This is a genomic window from Vibrio sp. YT-15 (genome assembly GCF_033337445.1).
GTDB classification, from domain to species: Bacteria; Pseudomonadota; Gammaproteobacteria; order Enterobacterales; family Vibrionaceae; genus Vibrio; species Vibrio alginolyticus.
Window position 1 is genome coordinate 22,736 of record NZ_JAWOQR010000010.1, and the last position, 21,854, is coordinate 44,589.

General features: G+C 47.8%; 18 protein-coding genes. 8 read left to right on the plus strand and 10 right to left on the minus strand.

Annotated features, from left to right (window positions below):
* Nucleotides 1–40 precede the first annotated feature (40 nt).
* The 4 genes from R7D93_RS17560 to R7D93_RS17575 are packed head-to-tail and all read right to left on the minus strand — an operon-like array spanning nt 41 to nt 5,025.
* The gene (locus R7D93_RS17560) at nt 41–1,609 is read right to left on the minus strand and encodes a hypothetical protein (RefSeq protein ID WP_042523865.1); all 1,569 of its coding nucleotides are present in this window, start codon (nt 1,607–1,609) and stop codon (nt 41–43) included.
* Between the two features lie 2 nt (nt 1,610–1,611).
* Complete coding sequence (locus R7D93_RS17565; RefSeq protein WP_005379118.1) at nt 1,612–2,184, minus strand: sigma-70 family RNA polymerase sigma factor; 573 nt, start codon at nt 2,182–2,184, stop codon at nt 1,612–1,614.
* Nucleotides 2,185–2,186: 2 nt separating this feature from the next.
* Nucleotides 2,187–3,659 carry a hypothetical protein gene (locus tag R7D93_RS17570; protein WP_042523863.1) on the minus strand — a complete coding sequence of 491 codons (1,473 nt, stop codon included), beginning with the start codon at nt 3,657–3,659 and terminating at the stop codon, nt 2,187–2,189.
* 13 nt (nt 3,660–3,672) lie between these two features.
* Complete coding sequence (locus tag R7D93_RS17575) at nt 3,673–5,025, minus strand: serine/threonine-protein kinase (RefSeq protein ID WP_005384231.1); 1,353 nt, start codon at nt 5,023–5,025, stop codon at nt 3,673–3,675.
* A gap of 219 nt (nt 5,026–5,244) precedes the next feature.
* Here R7D93_RS17575 and R7D93_RS17580 point away from each other — a divergent pair, with 219 nt between their 5' ends.
* The 4 genes from R7D93_RS17580 to R7D93_RS17595 all read left to right on the plus strand — a co-directional run bounded on the left by R7D93_RS17580 (nt 5,245) and on the right by R7D93_RS17595 (nt 8,243).
* Complete coding sequence (locus tag R7D93_RS17580; protein WP_005379123.1) at nt 5,245–6,252, plus strand: substrate-binding domain-containing protein; 1,008 nt, start codon at nt 5,245–5,247, stop codon at nt 6,250–6,252.
* A gap of 55 nt (nt 6,253–6,307) precedes the next feature.
* Nucleotides 6,308–7,243 (plus strand): LysR family transcriptional regulator, encoded by a 936-nt coding sequence (locus R7D93_RS17585; RefSeq protein ID WP_005379132.1) that lies wholly within the window; start codon nt 6,308–6,310, stop codon nt 7,241–7,243.
* A 269-nt stretch (nt 7,244–7,512) separates the two neighbouring features.
* Nucleotides 7,513–7,917 (plus strand): SMR family transporter, encoded by a 405-nt coding sequence (locus tag R7D93_RS17590; RefSeq protein WP_005379135.1) that lies wholly within the window; start codon nt 7,513–7,515, stop codon nt 7,915–7,917.
* Nucleotides 7,914–8,243, plus strand: coding sequence for an SMR family transporter (locus tag R7D93_RS17595; protein ID WP_005478614.1), 330 nt, complete (start codon nt 7,914–7,916; stop codon nt 8,241–8,243). The genes R7D93_RS17590 and R7D93_RS17595 overlap by 4 nt, the downstream gene beginning before the upstream one ends.
* A 1,605-nt stretch (nt 8,244–9,848) precedes the next feature.
* On the opposite strand, the gene edd is transcribed toward R7D93_RS17595, so the two are convergent.
* Nucleotides 9,849–11,645: a phosphogluconate dehydratase gene (gene edd, locus R7D93_RS17600; protein WP_213877225.1), complete on the minus strand. Its 1,797-nt coding sequence runs from the start codon at nt 11,643–11,645 to the stop codon at nt 9,849–9,851.
* Nucleotides 11,645–12,169, minus strand: a complete 525-nt coding sequence (locus R7D93_RS17605) for a gluconokinase (protein WP_005467756.1) — start codon at nt 12,167–12,169, stop codon at nt 11,645–11,647. The genes edd and R7D93_RS17605 overlap by 1 nt, the downstream gene beginning before the upstream one ends.
* A gap of 153 nt (nt 12,170–12,322) precedes the next feature.
* Between R7D93_RS17605 and R7D93_RS17610 the strand changes: the two genes are divergently transcribed.
* Together R7D93_RS17610 and R7D93_RS17615 are read left to right on the plus strand one after the other, a co-directional pair.
* Nucleotides 12,323–13,699, plus strand: a complete 1,377-nt coding sequence (locus R7D93_RS17610; RefSeq protein WP_012841240.1) for a GntP family permease — start codon at nt 12,323–12,325, stop codon at nt 13,697–13,699.
* 9 nt (nt 13,700–13,708) lie between these two features.
* Entirely contained in the window at nt 13,709–14,320 is a 612-nt protein-coding gene (locus R7D93_RS17615; protein ID WP_025624148.1) for a bifunctional 4-hydroxy-2-oxoglutarate aldolase/2-dehydro-3-deoxy-phosphogluconate aldolase, read from the plus strand.
* 105 nt (nt 14,321–14,425) lie between these two features.
* Here R7D93_RS17615 and xapA read toward each other — a convergent pair whose 3' ends face one another.
* Nucleotides 14,426–15,250 carry a xanthosine phosphorylase gene (gene xapA / locus R7D93_RS17620; protein ID WP_064368884.1) on the minus strand — a complete coding sequence of 275 codons (825 nt, stop codon included), beginning with the start codon at nt 15,248–15,250 and terminating at the stop codon, nt 14,426–14,428.
* Nucleotides 15,251–15,371: 121 nt separating this feature from the next.
* Here xapA and R7D93_RS17625 point away from each other — a divergent pair, with 121 nt between their 5' ends.
* On the plus strand, nt 15,372–16,277 hold the full coding sequence (locus R7D93_RS17625; RefSeq protein ID WP_225497004.1) for a LysR family transcriptional regulator: 906 nt from the start codon (nt 15,372–15,374) through the stop codon (nt 16,275–16,277).
* A gap of 81 nt (nt 16,278–16,358) precedes the next feature.
* Here the strand turns inward: R7D93_RS17625 and gorA are convergent, their stop codons facing one another.
* Together gorA and R7D93_RS17635 are read right to left on the minus strand one after the other, a co-directional pair.
* The gene (gene gorA, locus R7D93_RS17630; RefSeq protein WP_225497002.1) at nt 16,359–17,714 is read right to left on the minus strand and encodes a glutathione-disulfide reductase; all 1,356 of its coding nucleotides are present in this window, start codon (nt 17,712–17,714) and stop codon (nt 16,359–16,361) included.
* A 259-nt stretch (nt 17,715–17,973) separates the two neighbouring features.
* Nucleotides 17,974–18,813, minus strand: a complete 840-nt coding sequence (locus tag R7D93_RS17635; protein WP_005379158.1) for a 23S rRNA (adenine(2030)-N(6))-methyltransferase RlmJ — start codon at nt 18,811–18,813, stop codon at nt 17,974–17,976.
* Nucleotides 18,814–19,212: 399 nt separating this feature from the next.
* Between R7D93_RS17635 and prlC the strand changes: the two genes are divergently transcribed.
* Nucleotides 19,213–21,255, plus strand: coding sequence for an oligopeptidase A (gene prlC, locus R7D93_RS17640; protein ID WP_017635033.1), 2,043 nt, complete (start codon nt 19,213–19,215; stop codon nt 21,253–21,255).
* Between the two features lie 66 nt (nt 21,256–21,321).
* Here the strand turns inward: prlC and asnC are convergent, their stop codons facing one another.
* Nucleotides 21,322–21,786: a transcriptional regulator AsnC gene (gene asnC, locus R7D93_RS17645; protein WP_005389595.1), complete on the minus strand. Its 465-nt coding sequence runs from the start codon at nt 21,784–21,786 to the stop codon at nt 21,322–21,324.
* Nucleotides 21,787–21,854: the final 68 nt, after the last annotated feature.

The following is a 21,854-nucleotide window of genomic DNA, read 5'->3' on the forward strand; positions in this document are numbered from 1 at the left end:
AAATGATTGTTTTGTTAAAATAACCACCTGTAAAAAAGGTTTATTGGGTGTCGCTAAGGACAGGGGCGTGATAAATCATGTTGATCTTAAATTCCTCAACGCGATCAGCGAGCTCAGGTTTTGGACGTAAAATGTAGCTATACACCTCGCCATCAAGTAGCTCGTCGTAAGGGGAATAGTTAAGATCAAACGATAACGATTGTTGTCCAGTAGCGGGGGTGCTGATGAACTCGTGGCAATCAATTTGGTAAGTCGGATCGTCTGGGTTAGGGTCTGATATGATGTCGATTTGATAGTCTCCTTGACCAGCAATGACATGGCTGTGATACCAAATGGCGACATCGCTACAATACAGGTTAGGACCATAAGTGTGTAAATTGAAATCGGATTCGATGCTTTCACCATGAGGACCAATGACTTGAGTACCATAGTGATAAATATAATTGCCAACTTCAGCAACCAGATACCCCCCACTTGGGAGAGGTAGCAAATAATCAAAAAAGGAGATTTGATGCAGATATCGTCCTGTCGGTGCATTGATGCGCTTTTCCATGGACTGCTTGTTCTTTTGCATGGTATAGCTTTCGAATTGTTTACCATCAAACACGGTGGTGAAGTAGTTCCGAGTATCTTCATGAACCTGAGATGGGTATTCTTTTTTGATGGTCCAAATTTGGCGTACACCTTGGACATAAACGATCAACGAGTCATCACTGATTTTGTACTTGCCCACTTTTTTCAAGTCTCCCTTTTCAGGACACTGGCGTTTGTTGTGTGAGGCGGCATAACTTACTTCGCCCCCCTCAAACTGAAAGGCCTCGCAATACACCACTTCATACGCGTACGCGATACCGGCAAGATTTTGTGTCGTCTCTAGGCGATAAACTACATCGCCAACTAACGGATGTTCTGTGTCATTTTGATCGGGTGTGATAACGGGTAACTCAAAGCGCGTTGTGACCCATGCATGATCGCTATTACCGTGATAATCATCGCGCGCTGCTACCGCCAAATATGTGGTGGTTTTTATTTCCTCAGGCGCTCCTTGTACCATCATTTGTCCTTGGTTGAGGACTCTTAACCCATTGGCGTTTTCAAGCCAAATCTGAGTGGTGAGGAGATCGCCATCTGGGTCTTCAAAAAGCTGGTTAAGGTTGAGCGAATAACTCACCGGAGAGTTTTGTTTCAGCTCCCAAGCATAAATAATGGTTTGTAGCTGCTGTTCCACAGTGAGGTTGATGATGGGTTTATTATTCTCTGATGGGTCCTCTTGTGGTCGGCTGTTCTTATCACCCAATGCTGACTCGTAAAACGTGTTGTCTTCTGTGGTATGAAATGGATTCGTAACAGGGCCAGGTTGTCCTAAAAGGGCGGAGTTAAATGCGTCATCTCCCGTCTTTTTAGGAGTGCGATCCAACGCAGAACCTGTCAACGCTTGCTTTACTTCAACTAAAGATGTGCGCTCATATTGACGATGTGCTTGCTGGGTTGACTTGTCGGCGTTGTCTGACGAGTCTTTCACAGATGCCAAATTGTGTTTGTTTGAAATGAAGTAAATACCGAACAAACCGACGCATACTGCGCCGATTATCCAAAGCTTTTTGTTCATGATTACGTGTGCGCCATTCGTGATTGTAGCCAACTGCGAGAGAACTTGAGGTCTTTCTCTATCAGGCTTGCGCTGCACTCGAGTAGCTCACTGATTTCTTGGTTTTTCATGCCCATTAAATACTTGAGTTTGAGTGCGCTCGATTGGCGTGGATAGCGGCTACTGAAACTATCCAGAGCTTTATCCATGATAATCAATTGCTCGAAACGATCTTCTTCATCTCTCATCAATGTAATGTGTTGACGCTTTTGTGCTTGGTGCGAGCGTGCGTTGTCGATCAAGATTTGACGCATCACTTTGGCGGCCATCAAAAAGAAATCGCGCTTTGTTTCAATTTCACTCATGTCGCAGTTGGACATTTTCAGGTAAGCATCATGAATTAATGCCGTGGTGCTGTTGACGCTGTCTGCCAGTACTTTGTTGTCGGTGCCGTACTTTTCTGCATTTCGTTCACGCTCGTGCTGGGCGATCTTACGCAACTGTAAATAAGCAAACTGATAGAGCTCGCTCTCAGCTCGTTTATCACCAGATTGCCATTGTTGAATGATTTGTGTCAGTGCTACTGCTGTTGCCATGGTTATACATCCTCGCTCACTTTGACAAATTCAGAAATGGTGTGGGTTTCAATGCGATCGGAACCGTCTTGGTTGCGCAGAACATTTTGTTGATAGCGATATAAAATGCCTTGCTCCCAAGTTGCACCAGCTGGCAAGTATTCCCAGGTGGTGTAATTGATTTCAGATGGGGTTGTTGACCAACGTACCATGACGTTCATTTGCGCGAGTTCGGCTTTGGGGGCGCTATTGTTGACCCACCACATGTCGGCAAATTCGCGGGTAACATCTTGGGTGTACAGGCTTGTATCGGTTGGGCAGGTGTCCGTATTTTGCGGCAGTCGCATGACTTGTTGATGGCGCATCAATAGGCACGATTGTGTCATGGACTGTTGGTGGTATTCGGTTTGCTGCCACACACCGAGGTAGTCAATATCGTGTTCGCTAGTATTTGGATACGTAAACCAGAGCATTTCTGTGCGGTTATTGTGTTGGATGTTTTTTTTACGCCCGAGACCTTGTACTTTTTCCATCAATAACTCGGTGCTCGGATCAAAATTGAGGGCAACGGAGCGGTACTTCCAGTCACCTTCATCATCGAAGTCTTCGAGAGAGAAGCCATTCAAGTCGTTGCGGGTGCACCCTGTGATTGAACAACCAACGATATTAAACCAATCCGCAAACTTGCTTATCGGTTCGACGACATCTTCCGTGATAGGGCGCTTCATCGAGAGGAAGCAGCCTTGAAAATGGTCGCCAATGCTTGGGTGTTCAATCAATGAGTCTTTGGTGATAGTGAATCGAGTTTCACCAATAGGAGGACGATATTTGGGATGATGCTGATAGCGTAGATCGTAAGCACAAGCGCGGCCTTGCCAATCCTTCTTTTTGATGACGATGTTTTTGAACGTCATGTCGCGAGGTTCAAAAATGATCTCATCAGAGGAAAAGTTTTTTTCAATGTACTGCTGGCTTTCGTTTAGGTGCTCAATCGCCTCATTGACAGATACCCAATCGAGATTGAGGTAGCGTTTAGCGTCATCCAGGTAATTGAGATCAAGGCCTTTGAGCTGGCTTTGAAAGTGAGGATCAGAAAGCACACGGTTTGCTAGGACAATTTCCTCACGATTCTCAGGCGTGCTGTCGAGAGAAAGCAGCAGACGCGTCATATTGATGCTGCGGCTAGGTTTGGTTGTCGCCATCGTCGGCGTCAGCACTTCTTGGCTTGATAAGGTCGTCAGCAGATAACCTTTATCATCGTTACCAAGGAAGAAGCTAATTACATCACCGGGTTGGTAATGAAATGCACCTTGCTGAGTGACGCCAGTGATATTGGAACTGGTTTTGTAATACAGGCCAGTCACTGGGGCGTCGATAAAGTAGCCTTGCTTCAAGGTTGAAGCTGGTGGGTGTGAAGTGGCAACTGAAACGTCTGCTGCCAACGTGGACGTAGCCGTCAATGCAGACAGCCAAAATACCACTGAACGTGTATACATCTTGTTTTAAGCCTTATTGGTTGGTGCTGTCCTTAGACGCACAATTTGGCTGACAACTCATTGGTGTAGTTAGGTGCTTCTCTGGCACCGGTGTCATCATCGCCAACAACATTTTTTGTTTTATATGTTTGGGGATATCTGGGTTAGAGAGTATCCGCCTTCGTGTTAACTCCATCATGGAGTTCACTGAGAGATGTTCGACATTTTGCCCCTTCGCGTGGAAGATGAGGCGAGTCATTTCGTACATCATATCTTCTGCAATCTTCTTCTCTTGTTGCAGCTGGATATTCTTTTGCATCATGGCGCTGCCAAATAACACACCAGAGAGCACAATGATGCCTGACAATACCGAAGCAAGGGGACGTCGCTGTACCAAGCGAAAGGCGCTATACAATGGCCAGTTTTTTTTCTGCTCGATTGGGCGGCGTTCGATAATTCGTTCGATATCAATGCGCAATGCTCTAGCATCGGTATATCGCATTTGAGTGGCAGGACGCGTTGCGCGTCTTATCACCCAGTAAACATCAGACCAAATTGTTGGTGATGGAAACATCAAAGCGAGAATTTTGCCCAAGGAGTACACGTCGCTTTGCTCTGTTAGAACCTGTCCTGCTTGCTGCTCTGGGCTGGCAAAATTTTGGCTAAAAGCAATCAGCGCTGAGGGTGAGTCTTCTCGGTTGGAGTGCGCTTTTTGAGTCAAGTTGAAGTCAAGCAGCTTGGGACGCTTGCTACGATCAATCAGTATATTTTCTGGTTTTAGATCGGCATGCAAAACCTGGTGTTGGTGGGCGTGCTCCATCGCCTGACAGATCTGCTTAAACAGCAGCAGCTTCTCCGTTTTTTCTAGCTTATTTTCAGATAGGTACTCATCTAAAGTTTGACCAAACACCCGCTCCATCACGATGTAAACCGAATCTTGATGGAGACCGCCGTCAAACACTTTCGCGATGTAAGGATGGTTTAGACGCGCGAGCAGTTGAGCTTCATCGAAGAGTGCGCGTTGCCCTAACACATTACTCAAATTGCTTTGAATAAACTTGATAGCCAGATCTTGCTCGAACGTTTCATCTGCACGTAGAGCTGCGTATACGACACCCATGCCACCACGCCCCAACTCATGAGTTAGGCGGTACTTACTGATGATTTCTCCGCTTAGATCGACGTCTTGGTTCGTTGCCTGATGAGCACCAAAATAAAGTAACTGCGTTAGTTGTTCTTCCGGTGTCTCGTTGGCTAAAAGAGGAACGAGTTGTCGATACAGCTCAGGTTGACTTCGTTGCAATGCTTGGAGGTATTGCTGCTTTTGGGAGTCGTCCAGATCAAGCAGGTGGTAGTAAATCTGGGTTTCGCTAGAGCCTAACTGCACTGTGACTAATGTCTTATTCTTTTAGGTACGGCATTTTATAAGAACTTTGATATAAATGTCATTTATTTATTCGGTTTTGATTCACAATCCATGAAACGCAATTTGATGGCTAATGGAGTAATAACGTCATGATTTTGCGAATTATTTTCACTGAGCTTGTCGGCAGAGAGTCTATTCGTCATAATGTTACTTGTAACATTACTGATAAATCACATATTTATGGCTCAACAGAATAAGAAAACGCGTACGACATTGCAGGATGTCGCAGACCAGGTTGGCGTCACGAAGATGACCGTTTCACGCTATATGCGTAACCCTGAGTCGGTGGCAGAAAAGACTCGGGCTAAGATTGCGACTGCGATTGAAGAGATGGGTTACATCGAAAACCGTGCACCGGCGATGTTGTCAAAGTCCTCCAGTAAAGCCATTGGTATTTTACTGCCGTCTTTGTCCAACCAAATTTTTGCTTCCTTTGTTCAGGGCATAGAGATGGTGACCAAAGCCAATGGCTATGAGACGCTTTTAGCGCATTTTAGCTACGATGAGCTTGAAGAAGAGCGCAAGATCGCGTCATTACTCTCTTATCAAGTCGATGGACTTATTCTAACTGAAAGCCATCACACGCCGCGTACATTACAGATGATCAAAAATGCGGGCATTCCGGTGGTCGAAACCATGGAACTGCCATCGGAGCCGATTGATATGGCGGTTGGACTCGATCATGAAGATGCGTCGTACACCGTGGTTAAGCAGATGCTAGATACGGGGAAGCGTACAATCGTCTATTTTGGCGCGCGTCTGGATACGCGAACCAAATTGCGGATGCAAGGTTACGATCGCGCGATGACAGAAGCAGGGCTAGAACCCAAACATGTATTAACTGGTGATCATTCTAGTTTTTCTTTAGCGCATGATTTGCTCGAACGCGCACTGGAAATGCACCCAACGCTCGATGGGGTGTTCTGTACCAACGATGACATCGCAATTGGCACCATGCTGAGTGCGCAGCAACGTGGCATTCAAGTTCCACAGCAATTGGCAGTGGCGGGCTATAACGCGCTGGATATCGGTCAAACCATCAGCCCGAAACTGACCAGCGTTGATACGCCGCGTTTCCAAATTGGTGTAAAGAGCGCAGAGCTATTAATTGCGCGCCTGAAAGGCGAAACACAAGAAGAAAAAGTCTTCGATATGGGTTATCAGATCACGTCGGGAGAGAGTGTTTAACTAATTGTTAACTGCTCTTTGTATTCGCTCATCAATGGTATTGGTAGGTTAGGGTATGGCACATCAGCTGGATGCATTGGATCTCAACTTAATGCGTTTATTAAAAGCTGTGGTGGAAAACCGCAGCATCAAGCTGGCCGCAATGCAGCTTGGCATTTCTCAACCGAGCGCCAGCCGCGGCGTGATGAAGTTGAAGCAAGTGTTTGATGACCCGCTTTTTGTGCGTAAAGCACATGGGGTAGAGCCATCACCCATGGCGATTCGTCTCGCCGCCGAGTTCGACAATATGGTTGCACCACTGGAAAAAGTGGTGCAAGAATTTGAAGTGTTCGACCCACTGCAATACCAAGGGCAGATTGCGATTGTAACTGACCCTTATTTGATGGATGAGCAAGGGCAGCGACTGCTCACTGGTTGTCATCGAGCCTTTCCCAAAGCGCACTTTGCCTTTTCCAGCTGGAATACTTACTCGCACGATGAAATGTTAGAAGGTGAGCACGATTACTGCATTCTTGACCAAGAGACCGAGCTGTCGAAAGACATTTACATGCGCCCGTTATTCGTTGAAAAACGAGTGATTTTGGCGCGCAAAAACCACCCAACGTTGTCGAAAGTCAGCAATGATTGGGACACGGTGTCCAAACTACCACTTGTCTCTTTGCCTGCGCCCGCGTCATATAAACCGCTTTGTACCGTGGAGTCCGAGTATCGACGCATGGGTTATGAGCCAGTAGTGTTACTGAAGTCCTATAATTTGCGTTTGGCTTGCCAAATGTTGCAAGAAACCGACGCGATTATGTATGCCAGTCAAAGCTCGGCATTGTTGATGCCAGAACTCGCCTCTTACGCAATGCCACCCGTTAATCGTGAGTTCAGTCAGTTTGTTGTCTCTGGCGGTTTCCTTCAAACCAACCGCAACCATCCTTTGCACAGACACCTACATAAAGTGGTGCGACAAACCCTCAATACGCCGCTGATTTTTACGCAGTGACGTCACCTGATGGCATCAGCTGAATGAGAGAGCAGATGCTTTAACCTTATCAATGTTGTGTGATTACATAGACAACTTATTTCTTAAGATATTCAAAAATGAATATCTCAATTACCTGTCTCTTTTTCCTACCCAGCGCTAACCTTATCTCAAATAGTCAGGAGAAGTGGCTCATTTTTATCTTTTTAACTTTTTGAATGTCGATACAGGTACGCGGCATTCACCATTCTCCGTTATGCATTTTTTTAATTTCTGATGGAGGATTAATCATGCTAGTTGCACGTCTATTTTTATTGCTCGCCATCGTTGCCGAAGTGGCTGGCACCAGCACTATGTCTCTTATCGGACAAGGGCACGGGTGGTGGGGCTACATCGTAATGTATGTGCTGATCGCAATCTCTTACTACTTCCTCGCATTTGCCGCGAAGAAAATATCTATCGGTGTGGCATACGCTGTCTGGGAAGGGTTGGGTATCTCGTTGATCACCGTGGTGTCGATCATCGCCTTTGATGCCAACTTAAACCATCAAGAGTTGTTTGGTTTGATGTTAGCCGTTGTTGGCATTGTGTGTGTGACCTTAGGGGAATCACATGGTCAGCCTAACGCCAAGAAAAATGCCGATAAACCGGCAAAAGAACGTTCATTTTCTACTAGTACAAGGTGCGAATCATGAGTCAATTTTTTACGATGTCATTTGGATTTGTCGTGATGGCTGCCTTGGTCGATATCATGGCCAATATGGCGCTGACACGCTCAAAAGGTTTTAAATATAAAGGCTGGGGCATTGCGGCGATTGTGTTGGTACTGACAGCATTCACGCTGTTGGCACAAGCGGTGAAAGAGATCGACTTAGCCATTGCTTATGCCTCTTGGGGTGCGATCGGTATCTTGGGTACCGCAGTAGGTGGAGCCTTGCTGTTTAAGCAGAAACTCAAACCAATCGGCTGGTTTGGTATCTTTGTGGTGATTGCTGCGGTCGTAGTGATGAAGACCGCTTGATGTAATTTACTGAATGCTAGATATCGTCATTCTGAGCAGCAAGAGACGAGTGTGATTCAGAATCTACCAACACAAAAGTGTTTCGGCAGAGGTGTTTTCTCTGGATTCACAGCACCTTGATATTAGATTCCTGATCTCGCCTAGGCTCGTCGGAATGACGGATTCATTCGTTTTTTAGAAAGAACTGAGGCCAATCCCAAAGCTTGCCATTTTGAAAAGCGAGGGATGAGCGTGATTCAGAATCTACCAACAAAAAGTGCTGTGGCAGAAGTGTTTTTTCTGGCTTCACAGCTCGTTGATATTAAATTCCTGATCTTGCTTAGGCTCGTCGGAATGACGGATTCATTCGTTTAAAAAGAACCGAGGCCAATCCCAACGCTCGTCATTCTGAACAGCGAGGGACGAGCGTGATTCAGAATCTACCAACAAAAAGTGCTGTGGCAGAGGTGTTTTCTCTGGCTTCACAGCTCGTTGATATTAGATTCCCGATCTCGCTTAGGCTCGTCGGAATGACGGATTCATTCGTTTTTAGAAAGAGCGGTGGCCAATCCCAAAGCTCGTCATTCTGAACTGCGAGGGACGAGCGTGATTCAGAATCTACAAACAAAAAGTGCTGTGGTAGAGGGGGTTTCTCTGGCTTCACAGCACGTTGATAGTGGATTCCTGAGCTCGCCTAGGCTCGTCGGAATGACGGACTCATTCATTTTTAAAAAGAACCGAGGCCAACTCCAAAGCTTGCCATTCTGAATAGCGAGGGACGAGTGTGATTCAGAATCTACCAACACAAAAGTGTTTCGGCAAAGGGGGGTTTCTCTGGCTTCACAGCACGTTGATATTAAATTCCTGATCTTGCTTGGGCTCTTCGGAGCGACGGATTCATTCGTTTTTAGAAAGAACTGAGGCCAATTCCAACGCTCGTCATTCTGAACAGCGAGGGACGGGCGTGATTTAGAATCTACCAACAAAAAGTGCTGTGGCAGAGGTGTTTTCTCTGGCTTCACAGCTCGTTGATATTAGATTCCCGATCTCGCTTAGGCTCGTCGGAATGACGGATTCATTCGTTTTTAGAAAGAGCGGTGGCCAATCCCAAAGCTCGTCATTCTGAACAGCGAGGGACGAGCGTGATTCAGAATCTACTAACAAAAAAGTGCTGTGGCAGAGGAGTTTTCTCTGACGTCATAGCATGTCGATATTAGATTCCTGATCTCGCCTAGGCTCGTCGGAATGACGGATTCATTCGTTTTTAGAAATAGCGGTGGCCAATCTCAAAGCTCGTCATTCTTAATAGTGAGGGACGAGCGTGATTCAGAATCTACCAACAAAAAGTGCTGTAACAGAGGGGGATTTTCTCTTGCTTCACAGCACGTTGATAGTAGATTCCTAATCTTGCTTAGGCTCGTCGGAATGACGGACTCATTCATTTTTAAAAAGAACCGAGGCCAATCCCAACGCTCGTCATTCTGAACAGCGAGGGACGAGCGTGATTCAGAATCTACCAACAAAAAGTGCTGTGGCAGAGGAGTTTTCTCTGGCTTCACAGCACGTTGATATTAAATTCCTGATCTTGCTTGGGCTCGTCGGAACGACGAGGTCTTTCTTCTCGCCTTAAACAATAAAGCTTGCGCCTTCTTCTGCACTCGATACGTTTTGGCGGATCACGCTAAACAGACCTCGTCCCCAAGTTTGTTGGGTCGATTCGGTATCGAAATGAATCAACTCGCGACCAGTGGTGTCGCTTAAGTTGTTCAGTTCACCCGTTTGGCAATCCAGACGAATCAAATCACCGTTGCGCACCAAACCAATCGCGCCACCACGAATGGCTTCTGGAGAAACGTGAATCGCAGACGGAATTTTACCGGATGCACCAGATAAACGACCGTCCGTCACTAGCGCGACTTTAAAGCCCGCTTTTTGCACGTTCCCTAAAATTGGCATCAGCTTGTGCAGTTCAGGCATGCCGTTTGCCGCTGGGCCGTTGTGTGTGACCACAACGATGCAGTCTTTGTTCAGGTCGCCACGTTTGTACGCGGCCTCCACTTCGTGTTGGCATTGGAATACGATCGCTGGTGCCACAATCACGCGTTGCTCTTCTTTCACCGCAGACACTTTCACCACGGCTTTGCCTAAGTTGCCAGTCAATACGCGAGTGCCGCCAGTATTTTGGAATGTGGCGTCTGGTTTGGCGATCACGTCACCGTCTTGGCTGCCTTGGCACGATGTCCAGGTCAGTTGGCCATCGACAAGGCTCGGTAGCGTCATTTGGTCTTCAAATTCACCAAACACGGGTCTCACATCGCGATGCAAAAGCTCGGATTGGTTCAAGCGGTGCAATAACGCTGGCACGCCCCCCGCGTCTTGGAACGCGTTCATATCGGCTGGGCCGTTCGGGTAAACGCGAGCTAACAAAGGAACCACATCCGACAGATCGCTGATGTCTTGCCAGGTGAGCAAGATGCCAGCAGCACGCGCCACGGCGATCATATGAATGGTGTGATTGGTGCTGCCGCCAGATGCAAGTAGAGCGATGATGCCGTTGACCAAGCTCTTTTCTGTGACCACCTCGGCCAGCGGACGGAAGTGTGCAGAACCCGCCGTCATTGAGGCGATTTTCAGAGCCGAGTGATTGGTTAACGCTTTACGCAGTTGGGTATGGGGATGAATGAATGCTGAACCTGGCAGCATCAAGCCCATGGCTTCGAACACCAACTGGTTGGTATTGGCGGTGCCGTAAAATGTACACGTACCCGCAGAGTGGTAAGCGCGACACTCCATATCCAGCAGAGCGTCTTTGCCGACTTCTCCCGCTGCGTATTTTTGGCGCACGTCGACTTTCTCTTCGTTGCTGATGCCTGTTGCCATCAGACCCGCTGGCACAAACGCCGTTGGTAGGTGTGCGTAAGACAGCGCGCCCATCAGTTGCCCCGGTGCGATTTTGTCACAGATGCCAAGCAGTAATGTGGCATCAAAGACATTGTGACTCAAAGACAACGCCGTTGATTGCGCAATTAAGTCACGCGAAAACAGTGACATATCCATGCCTGCTTGACCTTGAGTCACCCCATCGCACATCGCTGGCACACAACCTGCGACTTGCGCTGTATGGCCGTAGTCCGCCAGCACTTTTTTGATTTGTGCTGGGTAGTCTTGGTACGGCTGGTGGGCGCTCAACATGTCGTTGTAGGCGCTGATCAGCGCGACATTGGCATGAGTAAAATCGAGAATATTTTTCTTTTCAGAAGAGCAAGATGCGGCGACTGCATGAGCTAAGTTACCACAAGATAAACCAACACGGCCTTTGCCAGCTTCGGCTTGCACTTCGGTGCGAGCAAGAAACGCAGCGCGCGCTTCACGGCTGCGCTCGGTCAAACGTTGTGTGACCTCAAGAACAACAGAGTGAGTCATTACGCCACCTCGATCGCTTGCATTTTGATTAGCTCAGCGGCAGAGCGTTCCACCACGTCGCTGATGTCTCCGTCGATACTGACGATCAGAGTTTGAGGCTCGTTGTCTGGGCGCTCTAGCGTCTCGAATTGGCTCTTCACCATGTTTTCTTTCATGAAGTGGCCTTTGCGCATACGCATGCGATTAAGGATCAACTCCATGTCGCCATCAAGGAACAGGAAGGTCACGTTGTCGTTGCCTTCGCGGATCTGATCGCGGTAAATCTTTTTCAGTGCTGAACAGACAATAATGCCGTGTTCGTTTTTGCTTTCTAGGCTGTACGCCGCATCACGAATGCGTTCTAGCCATGGCTTGCGATCATCATCGTTCAGAGGCTGGCCCGATGCCATTTTCTGAATGTTCGCTCGTGGATGAAGATCATCACCATCAATGAATTTACGCCCTAGCTTTTTCGCTAGATGCTCACCAATTGTGCTTTTACCACTAGCACAAACGCCCATAACGATGACACTACTACCAGCCATAACTTATCCTCATAACCAAATTTGCGCGTGATCTCAATTTTTGAATTCACTTTAAAATATGGGTTTATCTTATTCATGTTATCGGTAACATGTTACCGGTAACTGAAATAAATGTGAACCATAACACAAACAATAATTCTTAAAGGTGAACCTATGGAGCAATTAACCCAAGCCCCAGATCCTACGTTCCTACTGACGATTGCAGGCCTTGCCATTGCAGCGTTACTCGTTCTGATCATTAAACTGAAAGTCCATGCTTTTGCTTCCCTTACTATGGTGAGTTTAGGCACAGCAATCGCCACTGGCGTTCCTTCAGAGAAAGTCGTATCGACCATGATGGGCGGCTTCGGCGGCACACTGGCTTCCGTGGCATTGCTGGTTGGTCTTGGTGCGATGATCGGTAAAATTCTTGAAGTGACTGGCGGTGCGAAAGTGCTGGCAGACACTTTGATTGGTCGCTTTGGTAAAGAGCGCGCACCATTTGCTTTGGGCGTCGCTTCATTACTGTTTGGCTTCCCAATCTTCTTCGATGCTGGCCTTGTAGTGATGATGCCTATCATCCTAAGTGTGGCGGCTCGTTTTGGTGGCTCACCAATTAAATACGCGTTGCCTGCAGCTGGTGCTTTTGCGGTTATGCACGCGTTTGTTCCACCACACCCAGGTCCGGTTGCAGCGGCAGAATTCCTTGGCGCAAACATCGGTCTGCTATTGGTGGTGGGTATTTTGGTTGCTATTCCAACTTGGTACCTTGGCGCTTACCTATTTGGTTTGTACGCGGGCAAAAAATTCGATATCCCACTATCTAAAGCCTTCTTTAATGGCGAAGCGATGGTGGATGAGCGCAACGCACCAAAATTTGGCACGGTTATGACCATCCTTGTGCTGCCAGTCCTGCTAATCTGTTTGGATACGGTATTGAACACACTGGCGGTTGCGGGTGTGATTGATGGCAAAACGGCACTGGTTGAGTTCCTACGCATGCTAGGTAAAACCCCAGTTGCGTTGCTGATCACTTTGATTGTCTGTCTGGCTGTGTTTGCCAAAGACTACGGCATGGCAAAACTAGAAAAATTATGTGGTGAGTCATTGGCTCCTATCTGTGGTGTTATCCTAGTAACGGGTGCAGGTGGCATGTTTGGCGGCGTACTGCGTTCAAGTGGTATCGGTGATGCACTGGCTGACGTTCTTACAGATACAGGTATGCCTGTGATTGTGGCGGCGTTTGTTATTTCAACCTGTCTGCGTGTTGCTCAAGGCTCGGCAACGGTAGCGCTCACCACTACGGCAGCTCTTATCGCGCCAGTTGTGGCTGCATCAACAGGTTTGAGTGAACTAGACCTTTGCTTTATCGTAATCGCGATTGCGGGTGGTGCAACGGTACTGTCTCACTTCAATGACTCTGGTTTCTGGTTGGTATCTCGTTTGCTTGAGATGGATGAGAAAACCACATTAAAAACTTGGACGGTAATGGAAACGTTACTTGGCGGTATCGCGTTTATTATCGTCGCAACATTAAGCTTTATTCTTTAGAGGTTCCCCATGACAACACTTGAACAACGATTAAGAGATATCAAAATCGTCCCAGTTATCGCAATCAACGACGTAGCACACGCTCTGCCACTGGCAAAAGTGTTGGTAGAAAACGGTTTACCATGTGCGGAAGTGACATTCCGCACCGAAGCGGCGGCGGAGTCGATTCGCATCATGCGTGAAGCGTACCCAGAATTGTTGATTGGCGCGGGCACCGTTCTGACCACAGAACAAGTGGATATCGCGATCGAAGCGGGCGTGGACTTTATCGTTAGCCCAGGCTTCAACCCCACCACAGTGAAATACTGTCAGCAACGTGGTGTGACTATCGTACCGGGTGTAAACAACCCAAGCTTGGTTGAGCAAGCGATGGAAATGGGTCTGCGTACGTTGAAGTTCTTCCCTGCTGAGCCATCAGGCGGCGTAAACATGCTGAAAGCACTCACGGCGGTTTACCCAGTGGAATTCATGCCAACAGGTGGCGTGAGCCCATCCAACGTGGAAGATTACCTAGCGCTGAAATCGGTTGTAGCTTGTGGCGGTACGTGGATGGTGCCAACCGCAATGATGGACAACGGCGATTGGGAAGGCATTGCTGAATTGGTTCGCGCAGTTAAGTAAAACGCACAAACGGCTCCGAAATACCCCCGAACGTTAGAAAACGTGATACGAAAAAGGGTCATCAAGTTACTTGATGACCCTTTTGCTTTTGGGAATGAAACGGTTTTAGAAGTGATGCTTCATAAAGCGCTTAATAAAGCGAATGAAATCTGCTTCGGCTAGCTTCGCGCACTTCAATGTTTGGGCGTGAGACAATTCTACATCTCCCAAGCCTTCTGCCATGTTGGTGATCGCACATACTGCCAATACGGGTAAGCCGCAATGCGCCGCAGAAATCACTTCTGGCACGACCGACATGCCCACTACGTCACCACCGATGATTTGCATCATGCGGATTTCGGCTGCGGTCTCAAAGTTGGGGCCCGTGTAAGAGACAAACACACCTTCATTCAGGTGAATGCCATTGGCTTTGCCTACTTCAAACGCTTCTGCGCGCAGGTCTTTGTCGTACGCATTGGCGAGGCTGAAGAACCTCGGGCCGTACTCTTCATCATTCGGACCGATCATTGGCGATTCAGGCATGGTGTTGATGTGGTCATGAAATACCACCAGAGAACCGACATCAATACGCTCAGGGCGAAGGGAGCCTGCCGCGTTGGTGACGAGCAGAAACTCACAGCCCAGCTTTTTAAAGGTGCGCACGGGCGTTGTCATGACCTTCATTGAGCCGTGTTCGTAGTAGTGGCCGCGACCTTTCATGCACACTACGTCTACGCCGTCCATGGTGCCAATTACCAACTCACCAGAGTGTCCTTGCACGGTGCTAACCGGAAAGCCTTCGAGCTCTTCGTATGGAATGACCACTTTGTCTTGTAGCTCGTCTGCCAATACGCCTAAGCCAGAGCCTAAAATAAACGCCGCTTTAGGTTGGAAGTTTGGTTTGCGTTCGCGAATGGTTTGTAGCGCGTCGATTACTGGATCGTGATTCATGTTAGTCACCTTCTGGTTGTGTGTTGATTCCATTGTGTGACTTTCTGCGCTGGTTATCTTTGCTTTATTCTCTACTATCATCCTTAAAAAGAGGATAATGAAACTCGCTAGGACTCAATGCATGAAGTCAGAACCATTTGAGCGCGTGACGCTGAAGATGCTGCGTTACTTTTACGAGGTCGCACAAACCAAGCATTTCACTAAGGCCGCCGAGAACCTTAATATCACCAATTCGCCGTTGAGCAATCGCATCAAAGAGTTGGAAGAAGTGCTTAACGTCAAACTGTTTGAGCGTGATTCAAGAAACGTCATGCTGACGGAGGCCGGGCGATTGTTGGAGTCCAAATGCCAACTGATTTTTCAGACCTTGGATGTCTCACTCAATCAAGTGCAGCAAGTGGGTTTGAACCAGAGAAATATCTTGCGAGTTGGTGTGGTAAGTAGTGCATTTTGGGGCGGATTTGATCGTTTGTTACAGCGCTTCCATGCTGAGCATAGCACTTATCACGCCGACATTTTTGACCTTAACCCAGAGACGCAAAAGAAGCATCTGAGTGAGAAGAAAATCGACGTGGGCATTGTGCGTTTTGCTGATGCACTCAACATTTATCCGTATCAGTCGGTATCTTTGGGCAAAGATGTGTTTGTGGTGGCGGTGTCGGAGCAACATGAGTTAGCCAGCAAATCTTTGCTGCGGCTCCAAGATTTAAAGACGTGTGAGTTTGCGTTTATGAGTTTGGCGAATTCTGCCTCGGCAAACTTCATCATCAATGCCTGTCTGCAAGAAGGCTTTTCACCCCATCTTGGCAAACAAGTGGTGGAGCCAAGCACCTTGATGGCGTATGTGGCAAACAGCAATACCGTGACGTTGGTGCCGTCGACGTTTTCTCAGCATCATTGGCATGGGATTCGTTTTATCAAGCTGAAAGAGTCACTGCGTGCAGACTTGTGTCTGATTCATGACGGTAAGCAGGAGAGTGCTATCAAAGCCGAGTTTATTCGCACGTTATTGGAGAATGCGAGTTAAGCATGGTCTAACAAAAAAAGGTCATCCTAAGATGACCTTTTCAAATGATTCGCTGAAATCAGCAATGCGATTAGCGCGCAATTAACGCATCGTCACAAACTCTTCCGAGCCTGTTGGGTGGATCGCGACCACTGAGTCGAAGTCCGCTTTGGTTGCGCCCATCTTCATTGCAACGCCGAAGCCTTGGATCATTTCATCTACAGTGAAACCGATGCCGTGTAGACCCACCACCGTTTCTTCTTCGCCCGCGCAGACTAGCTTCATCTTACATGGTTGACGGTGCTTAGTGACGGCGGTGTACATCGCGGTAAAGCCAGAGGTGTAGACTTTGATGTTGTCTTTGCCGTACTTCTCTTCTGCTTCTTGCGTCGTTAGACCGATAGTGCCAATTGGTGGGTGGCTGAATACCACAGTTGGTACCAAATCGTAGTCCATTTTCGCGTTTGGCTTGTTGTTGAACAGACGCTCAGACAATTGACGACCCGCTTTCACTGCCACTGGCGTTAGCTCGATACCGCCTTCCATGATGTCACCCACACAGTAGATGCCGTTCACGTTAGTTTGCTGGTATTCATCGACCTTGATGTAGCCTTTTTCGTTCGTTGCCACGCCGGTTGACGCTAGGTTGATTGCGTCTGTCGCAGGGTGACGACCGATTGCCCAAATCAGTTGGTCAACGTTTTGGCTTCCACCGTTTTCTAGGTGCAGAGTTAGGCTGCCATCGGCTTCTTTTACCACTTCTTTTGGTACAGAGTGGGTGTGCAGTTTTGGACCTTCTGCGTCCATCACTTCAACCAACGTATCGATGATCATTGGATCGAAGCTACGCAGTGGTGACTCTTTACGTACGAACAGGTGCGTTTCTGTACCTAGCGCGTGCAGTACGCCAGCAATTTCAACTGCGATGTAGCCAGCACCCACAACCGCAACGCGTTTTGGTTGCTCTGCTAGGTCGAAGAAGCCGTTTGAATCGATGCCGTATTCAGCGCCTGGAATGTTTGGAATAGTAGGACGACCACCAACCGCGATCAGGATGTGATCTGCTGTGTAGTGTTCACCGTTTACTTCGACAGTTTTTTCGTCAACAAACTTAGCAAAGCCTTTAATCACGTTTACTTTGTTGTTGCCAAGAACGCGATCGTAAGATTGGTGAATACGACCGATGTATGCCTGACGGCTCTCAACCAGTTTGCTCCAGTCGAAACCTTTCACGTCGACATCAAAACCGTAATCTTCTGCGTACAGGTTCATCGCTTCTGCGATTTGCGCGCCATGCCACATCACTTTTTTCGGTACACAACCTACGTTTACACAGGTACCGCCAAGGTCTTGAGCTTCGATTAGCGCAACTTTCGCGCCGTACATCGCCGCACGGTTTGCAGATGCGATGCCGCCACTGCCGCCACCGATACAGATATAGTCAAAATGAGTCGCCATTACTTTCTCCAAGAGCTTATAAATTTTATCTGGTACATAGATAGATTGGGATGACCTTGCCCGAACTCAATGCCACCGTTATCCCACTATCATAAATCGAATTCGACTAATTCCTAAATGGGAAAAAGCGACAATACTTATGACAAATAGCGATGAGAGGCACAAAAAGAAGAATAAGCACGACTGGAGGGAGAAGGTGAGAGCATAAAAAAGCGCAACGAGAATATCGTTGCGCTTGAAGATAGCAGTACTGAAGTGCTTACTCTGGCACAATCCAGTCCACTTTCCAGTGGCCAGTTGCTGGTGCGATCGCGTCTTGCAGGAATGGCAGAATCTCTTTCATCTGGCTTTCCAGTTTCCATGGCGGGTTAATCACAATCATGCCGGATGCCGTCATGCCGCGCTCGTTGGTATCTGGTGCAACACCTAACTCGATTTGCAGAATTTTACGAATACCCAGTGCTTCCAAGCCTTCGATCATATCTTCGATGTCGTGGCGGTTTACCACTGGGTACCAAATTGCGTAGATACCGGTTGCCCAACGTTTATGGCTCTGATGAATCGCTCGTACCACATCGCGATACTCTTTCGCGAGTTCGTATGGTGGGTCAATCAGCACCAAACCACGACGTTCTTGTGGCGGTAAGCTTGCTTTGAGGCGTTGGAACCCGTCCTCTTTGAAGATGCTCACTTGGCGATCACGATGGAATTCTTGCTCTAACAATGGGTGATCGGCCGGGTGCAACTCGGTCAGCACCATGCGATCTTGTGGGCGGATTTGCGCGCGCGCTACACGTGGTGAGCCTGGGTAGTAACGCAGCTTCTCGCCGTTGTTGAGCACTTTAATGGCATCGATGTAGCTTTTGATGTCTTCGGGAATGCTTGGGTTATCCCAAATACGTGCGATGCCTTGTTTGTATTCGCCCGTTTTTTCAGACCATTCGTGAGTCAGATCGTAACGGCCCACACCCGAGTGGGTATCGTGATAAACGAATGGCTTATCTTTTTGTTTCAGCGCATCAAGAATGAGGCTTTGAACGATGTGTTTGACCACGTCGGCATGGTTGCCAGCGTGGAAGCTGTGGCGGTAACTTAACAAATTAAACTCTCGAAACACTCTTTGGTTGAGTGTGGTCTGTGATTTTCACTCTATGGCGGTATTATACTCAAGTAACTTAAAGATGTAGAACTTCCAATCAAATCTGTTCCTCTGATAAGGGGACGCTATTGAAATTTCTTTAAGTCACCCACACTTACTATTGGTAATCGAATTGAACTAGGTGAGTTTCTCGCACTCAAAAGGGTGTGAAATTTCATTTAGGTATAACAAGACTCAAGGACAGAGTAGCGCTGGTTGACTATATGATGGTCATCGCGGCATAGAGAAAGGGAACGGAGCTCCCCCAATCCATGTTGCTGGCTCGTCTGTACATTGAGTTGGCCTATCTACACAAAATAGACAGGCAATCACAGAGTCAAAACACAAAAGGAATTATTCATGTCTAATCCTCTTCTGACGTTTACGGACCTACCTCCGTTTTCTCAAATTAAACCAGAACACATCAAGCCTGCCGTTGAGCAAGCGATTGCTGACTGCCGAGCAAAAATCGATGAAGTTCTACAAGACAACGCTCACCCAACTTGGGACAGTGTGATTGCGCCAATTGAAGAAGCGGATGATCGCTTAAGCCGCATCTGGTCGCCAGTGGGTCACATGAACTCGGTAGTGAACAGCGAAGAGCTACGTGAAGCTTACGAAAGTTGCCTACCAATTTTGTCAGAGTACGGCACTTGGGTTGGTCAGCACAAAGGGTTGTACGAAGCGTACAAAACCATCAAAGCGAGCGAAGAATTTGCAACGTTAACTCGTGCCCAGCAGAAAACCATCACTGATGCACTGCGTGATTTCGAGTTATCAGGCATTGGTTTGCCATCCGATGAGCAGCACCGTTACGGCGAGATCAGCAAACGTATGTCTGAGCTGAGCTCTAAATTCTCTAACAATGTGCTGGATGCCACCATGGGTTGGACCAAGCACATCACAGACGAGAAAGACCTAGCAGGTATGCCAGAATCGGCGCTGGCAGCAGCGAAAGCTGCCGCAGAAGCAAAAGAGTTAGATGGTTACCTCATTACGCTAGATATCCCATCTTACCTACCTGTCATGACGTACTGCGATAACCAAGAGTTGCGTAAAGAAGTGTACGAAGCGTACGTGACGCGCGCTTCTGATCGAGGTCCAAACGCAGGCAAATGGGATAACTCAGAAATCATTACTGAGCAGCTAAAACTGCGCCATGAAATTTCACGTATGCTAGGTTTCAATACTTATAGTGAAAAGTCGTTAGCAACAAAGATGGCTGAAACGCCGGATCAAGTGCTGGGCTTCCTGAATGACCTAGCGACACGAGCGAAACCGCAAGGTGAACGTGAAGTCGAAGAGTTACGTCAGTTTGCGAAAAGTGAGTTTGGTGTTGAAGAGCTGAACGTTTGGGATATCGCTTACTACAGCGAGAAACAAAAGCAGCACCTGTTCCAAATTTCGGATGAAGAACTGCGCCCATACTTCCCAGAGTCAAAAGTCGTGAGCGGTCTGTTTGAAGTGCTAAACCGCGTGTTTGGCATGACCGTTACTGAGCGCGAAGGCGTAGACACTTGGCATGAGTCCGTGCGCTTTTTCGATATCTTTGATGCTGAAGGCACACTCCGTGGCAGTTTCTACCTAGATCTCTACGCTCGTGAACACAAACGTGGCGGCGCGTGGATGGATGATTGTCGTGGCCGTCGCGTTACGCTATCTGGCGAGCTGCAAACGCCGGTTGCGTATTTAACGTGTAACTTCAACCGTCCAGTGGGCGACAAACCAGCACTGTTCACGCACGATGAAGTCGTGACGCTATTCCATGAGTTTGGTCATGGAATCCACCACATGTTGACGCAAGTTGATACAGGTGCTGTTTCAGGTATTAATGGCGTGCCTTGGGATGCGGTTGAGCTACCAAGTCAGTTCCTAGAAAACTGGTGTTGGGAAGAGGATGCGCTGGCGTTCATTTCTGGTCACTATGAGACAGGTGAGCCGCTACCTAAAGCGATGCTAGACAAAATGCTCGCAGCGAAAAACTTCCAATCTGCGATGGGTATTTTGCGTCAGCTAGAATTCGGCTTGTTCGACTTCACGCTTCACACCGAATATGACCCTGAAGTGGGTGCGCGTGTACTGGAAACTCTGGCGAAAGTGAAAGAGAAAGTCGCGGTAGTTCCTGCGGTTGAGTGGGCGCGTTTCTCACACAGCTTCGGCCATATTTTTGCTGGTGGCTACAGTGCGGGTTACTACAGCTACCTATGGGCTGAAGTGCTGTCGTCAGACGCGTATTCTCGCTTTGAAGAAGAAGGCATCTTCAACAAAGAGACGGGCCTAAGCTTCCTGAACAACATTCTAGAAATGGGGGGCAGTGAAGAGCCAATGGAGCTGTTCAAGCGCTTCCGTGGCCGCGAGCCACAAATCGATGCACTGTTGCGCCATTCGGGTATTGCGGCGTAAATTGAGCAAAAAACATCAAGGCCAACCGTTCAGTTGGCCTTTTTTGTACATTTTTTATAAAAAATTTTACGGATTTACGTTGCGGTTGATCGGGTTCTGCAACGATATCAATGTCTCTGTGGACTGAACCTCATCAATGGCTTGCAGCTTGTCGATCAGTACAAATTGCAGCTCTTCAATCGATTTGCACATCAATTTGACGAATATGTTATACGCGCCCGTGGTGTAGTAAGCTTCAACGACTTCGTCGAGCGCGTTGAGTTTTTCTAACGCGGAGTGGTAATCACGAGCTGCATTGAGGTTAATACCAATAAAGCAGCACACATCGTAGCCAAGCTTTTTGGTATTGATGATCACCTCCGTTCCTTCGATGATGTCAGCCGACTTCATCTTCTCGATACGCACATGGATAGTGGCAGGGCTGACATCGAACTGCTTTGCCATTTCTGCGTAGGGCGTTCTGGCGTCAGCCATCAGTGTTTTTAATATTGCGCGGTCAAGGTCGTCGAGTTTCGGCAGGCTCGCATTCATACTATGATTTCCGTTAGGGATAGAGTTTTACCTCCCTTTTATACTCATAGCGGATAGGATTCACAAGG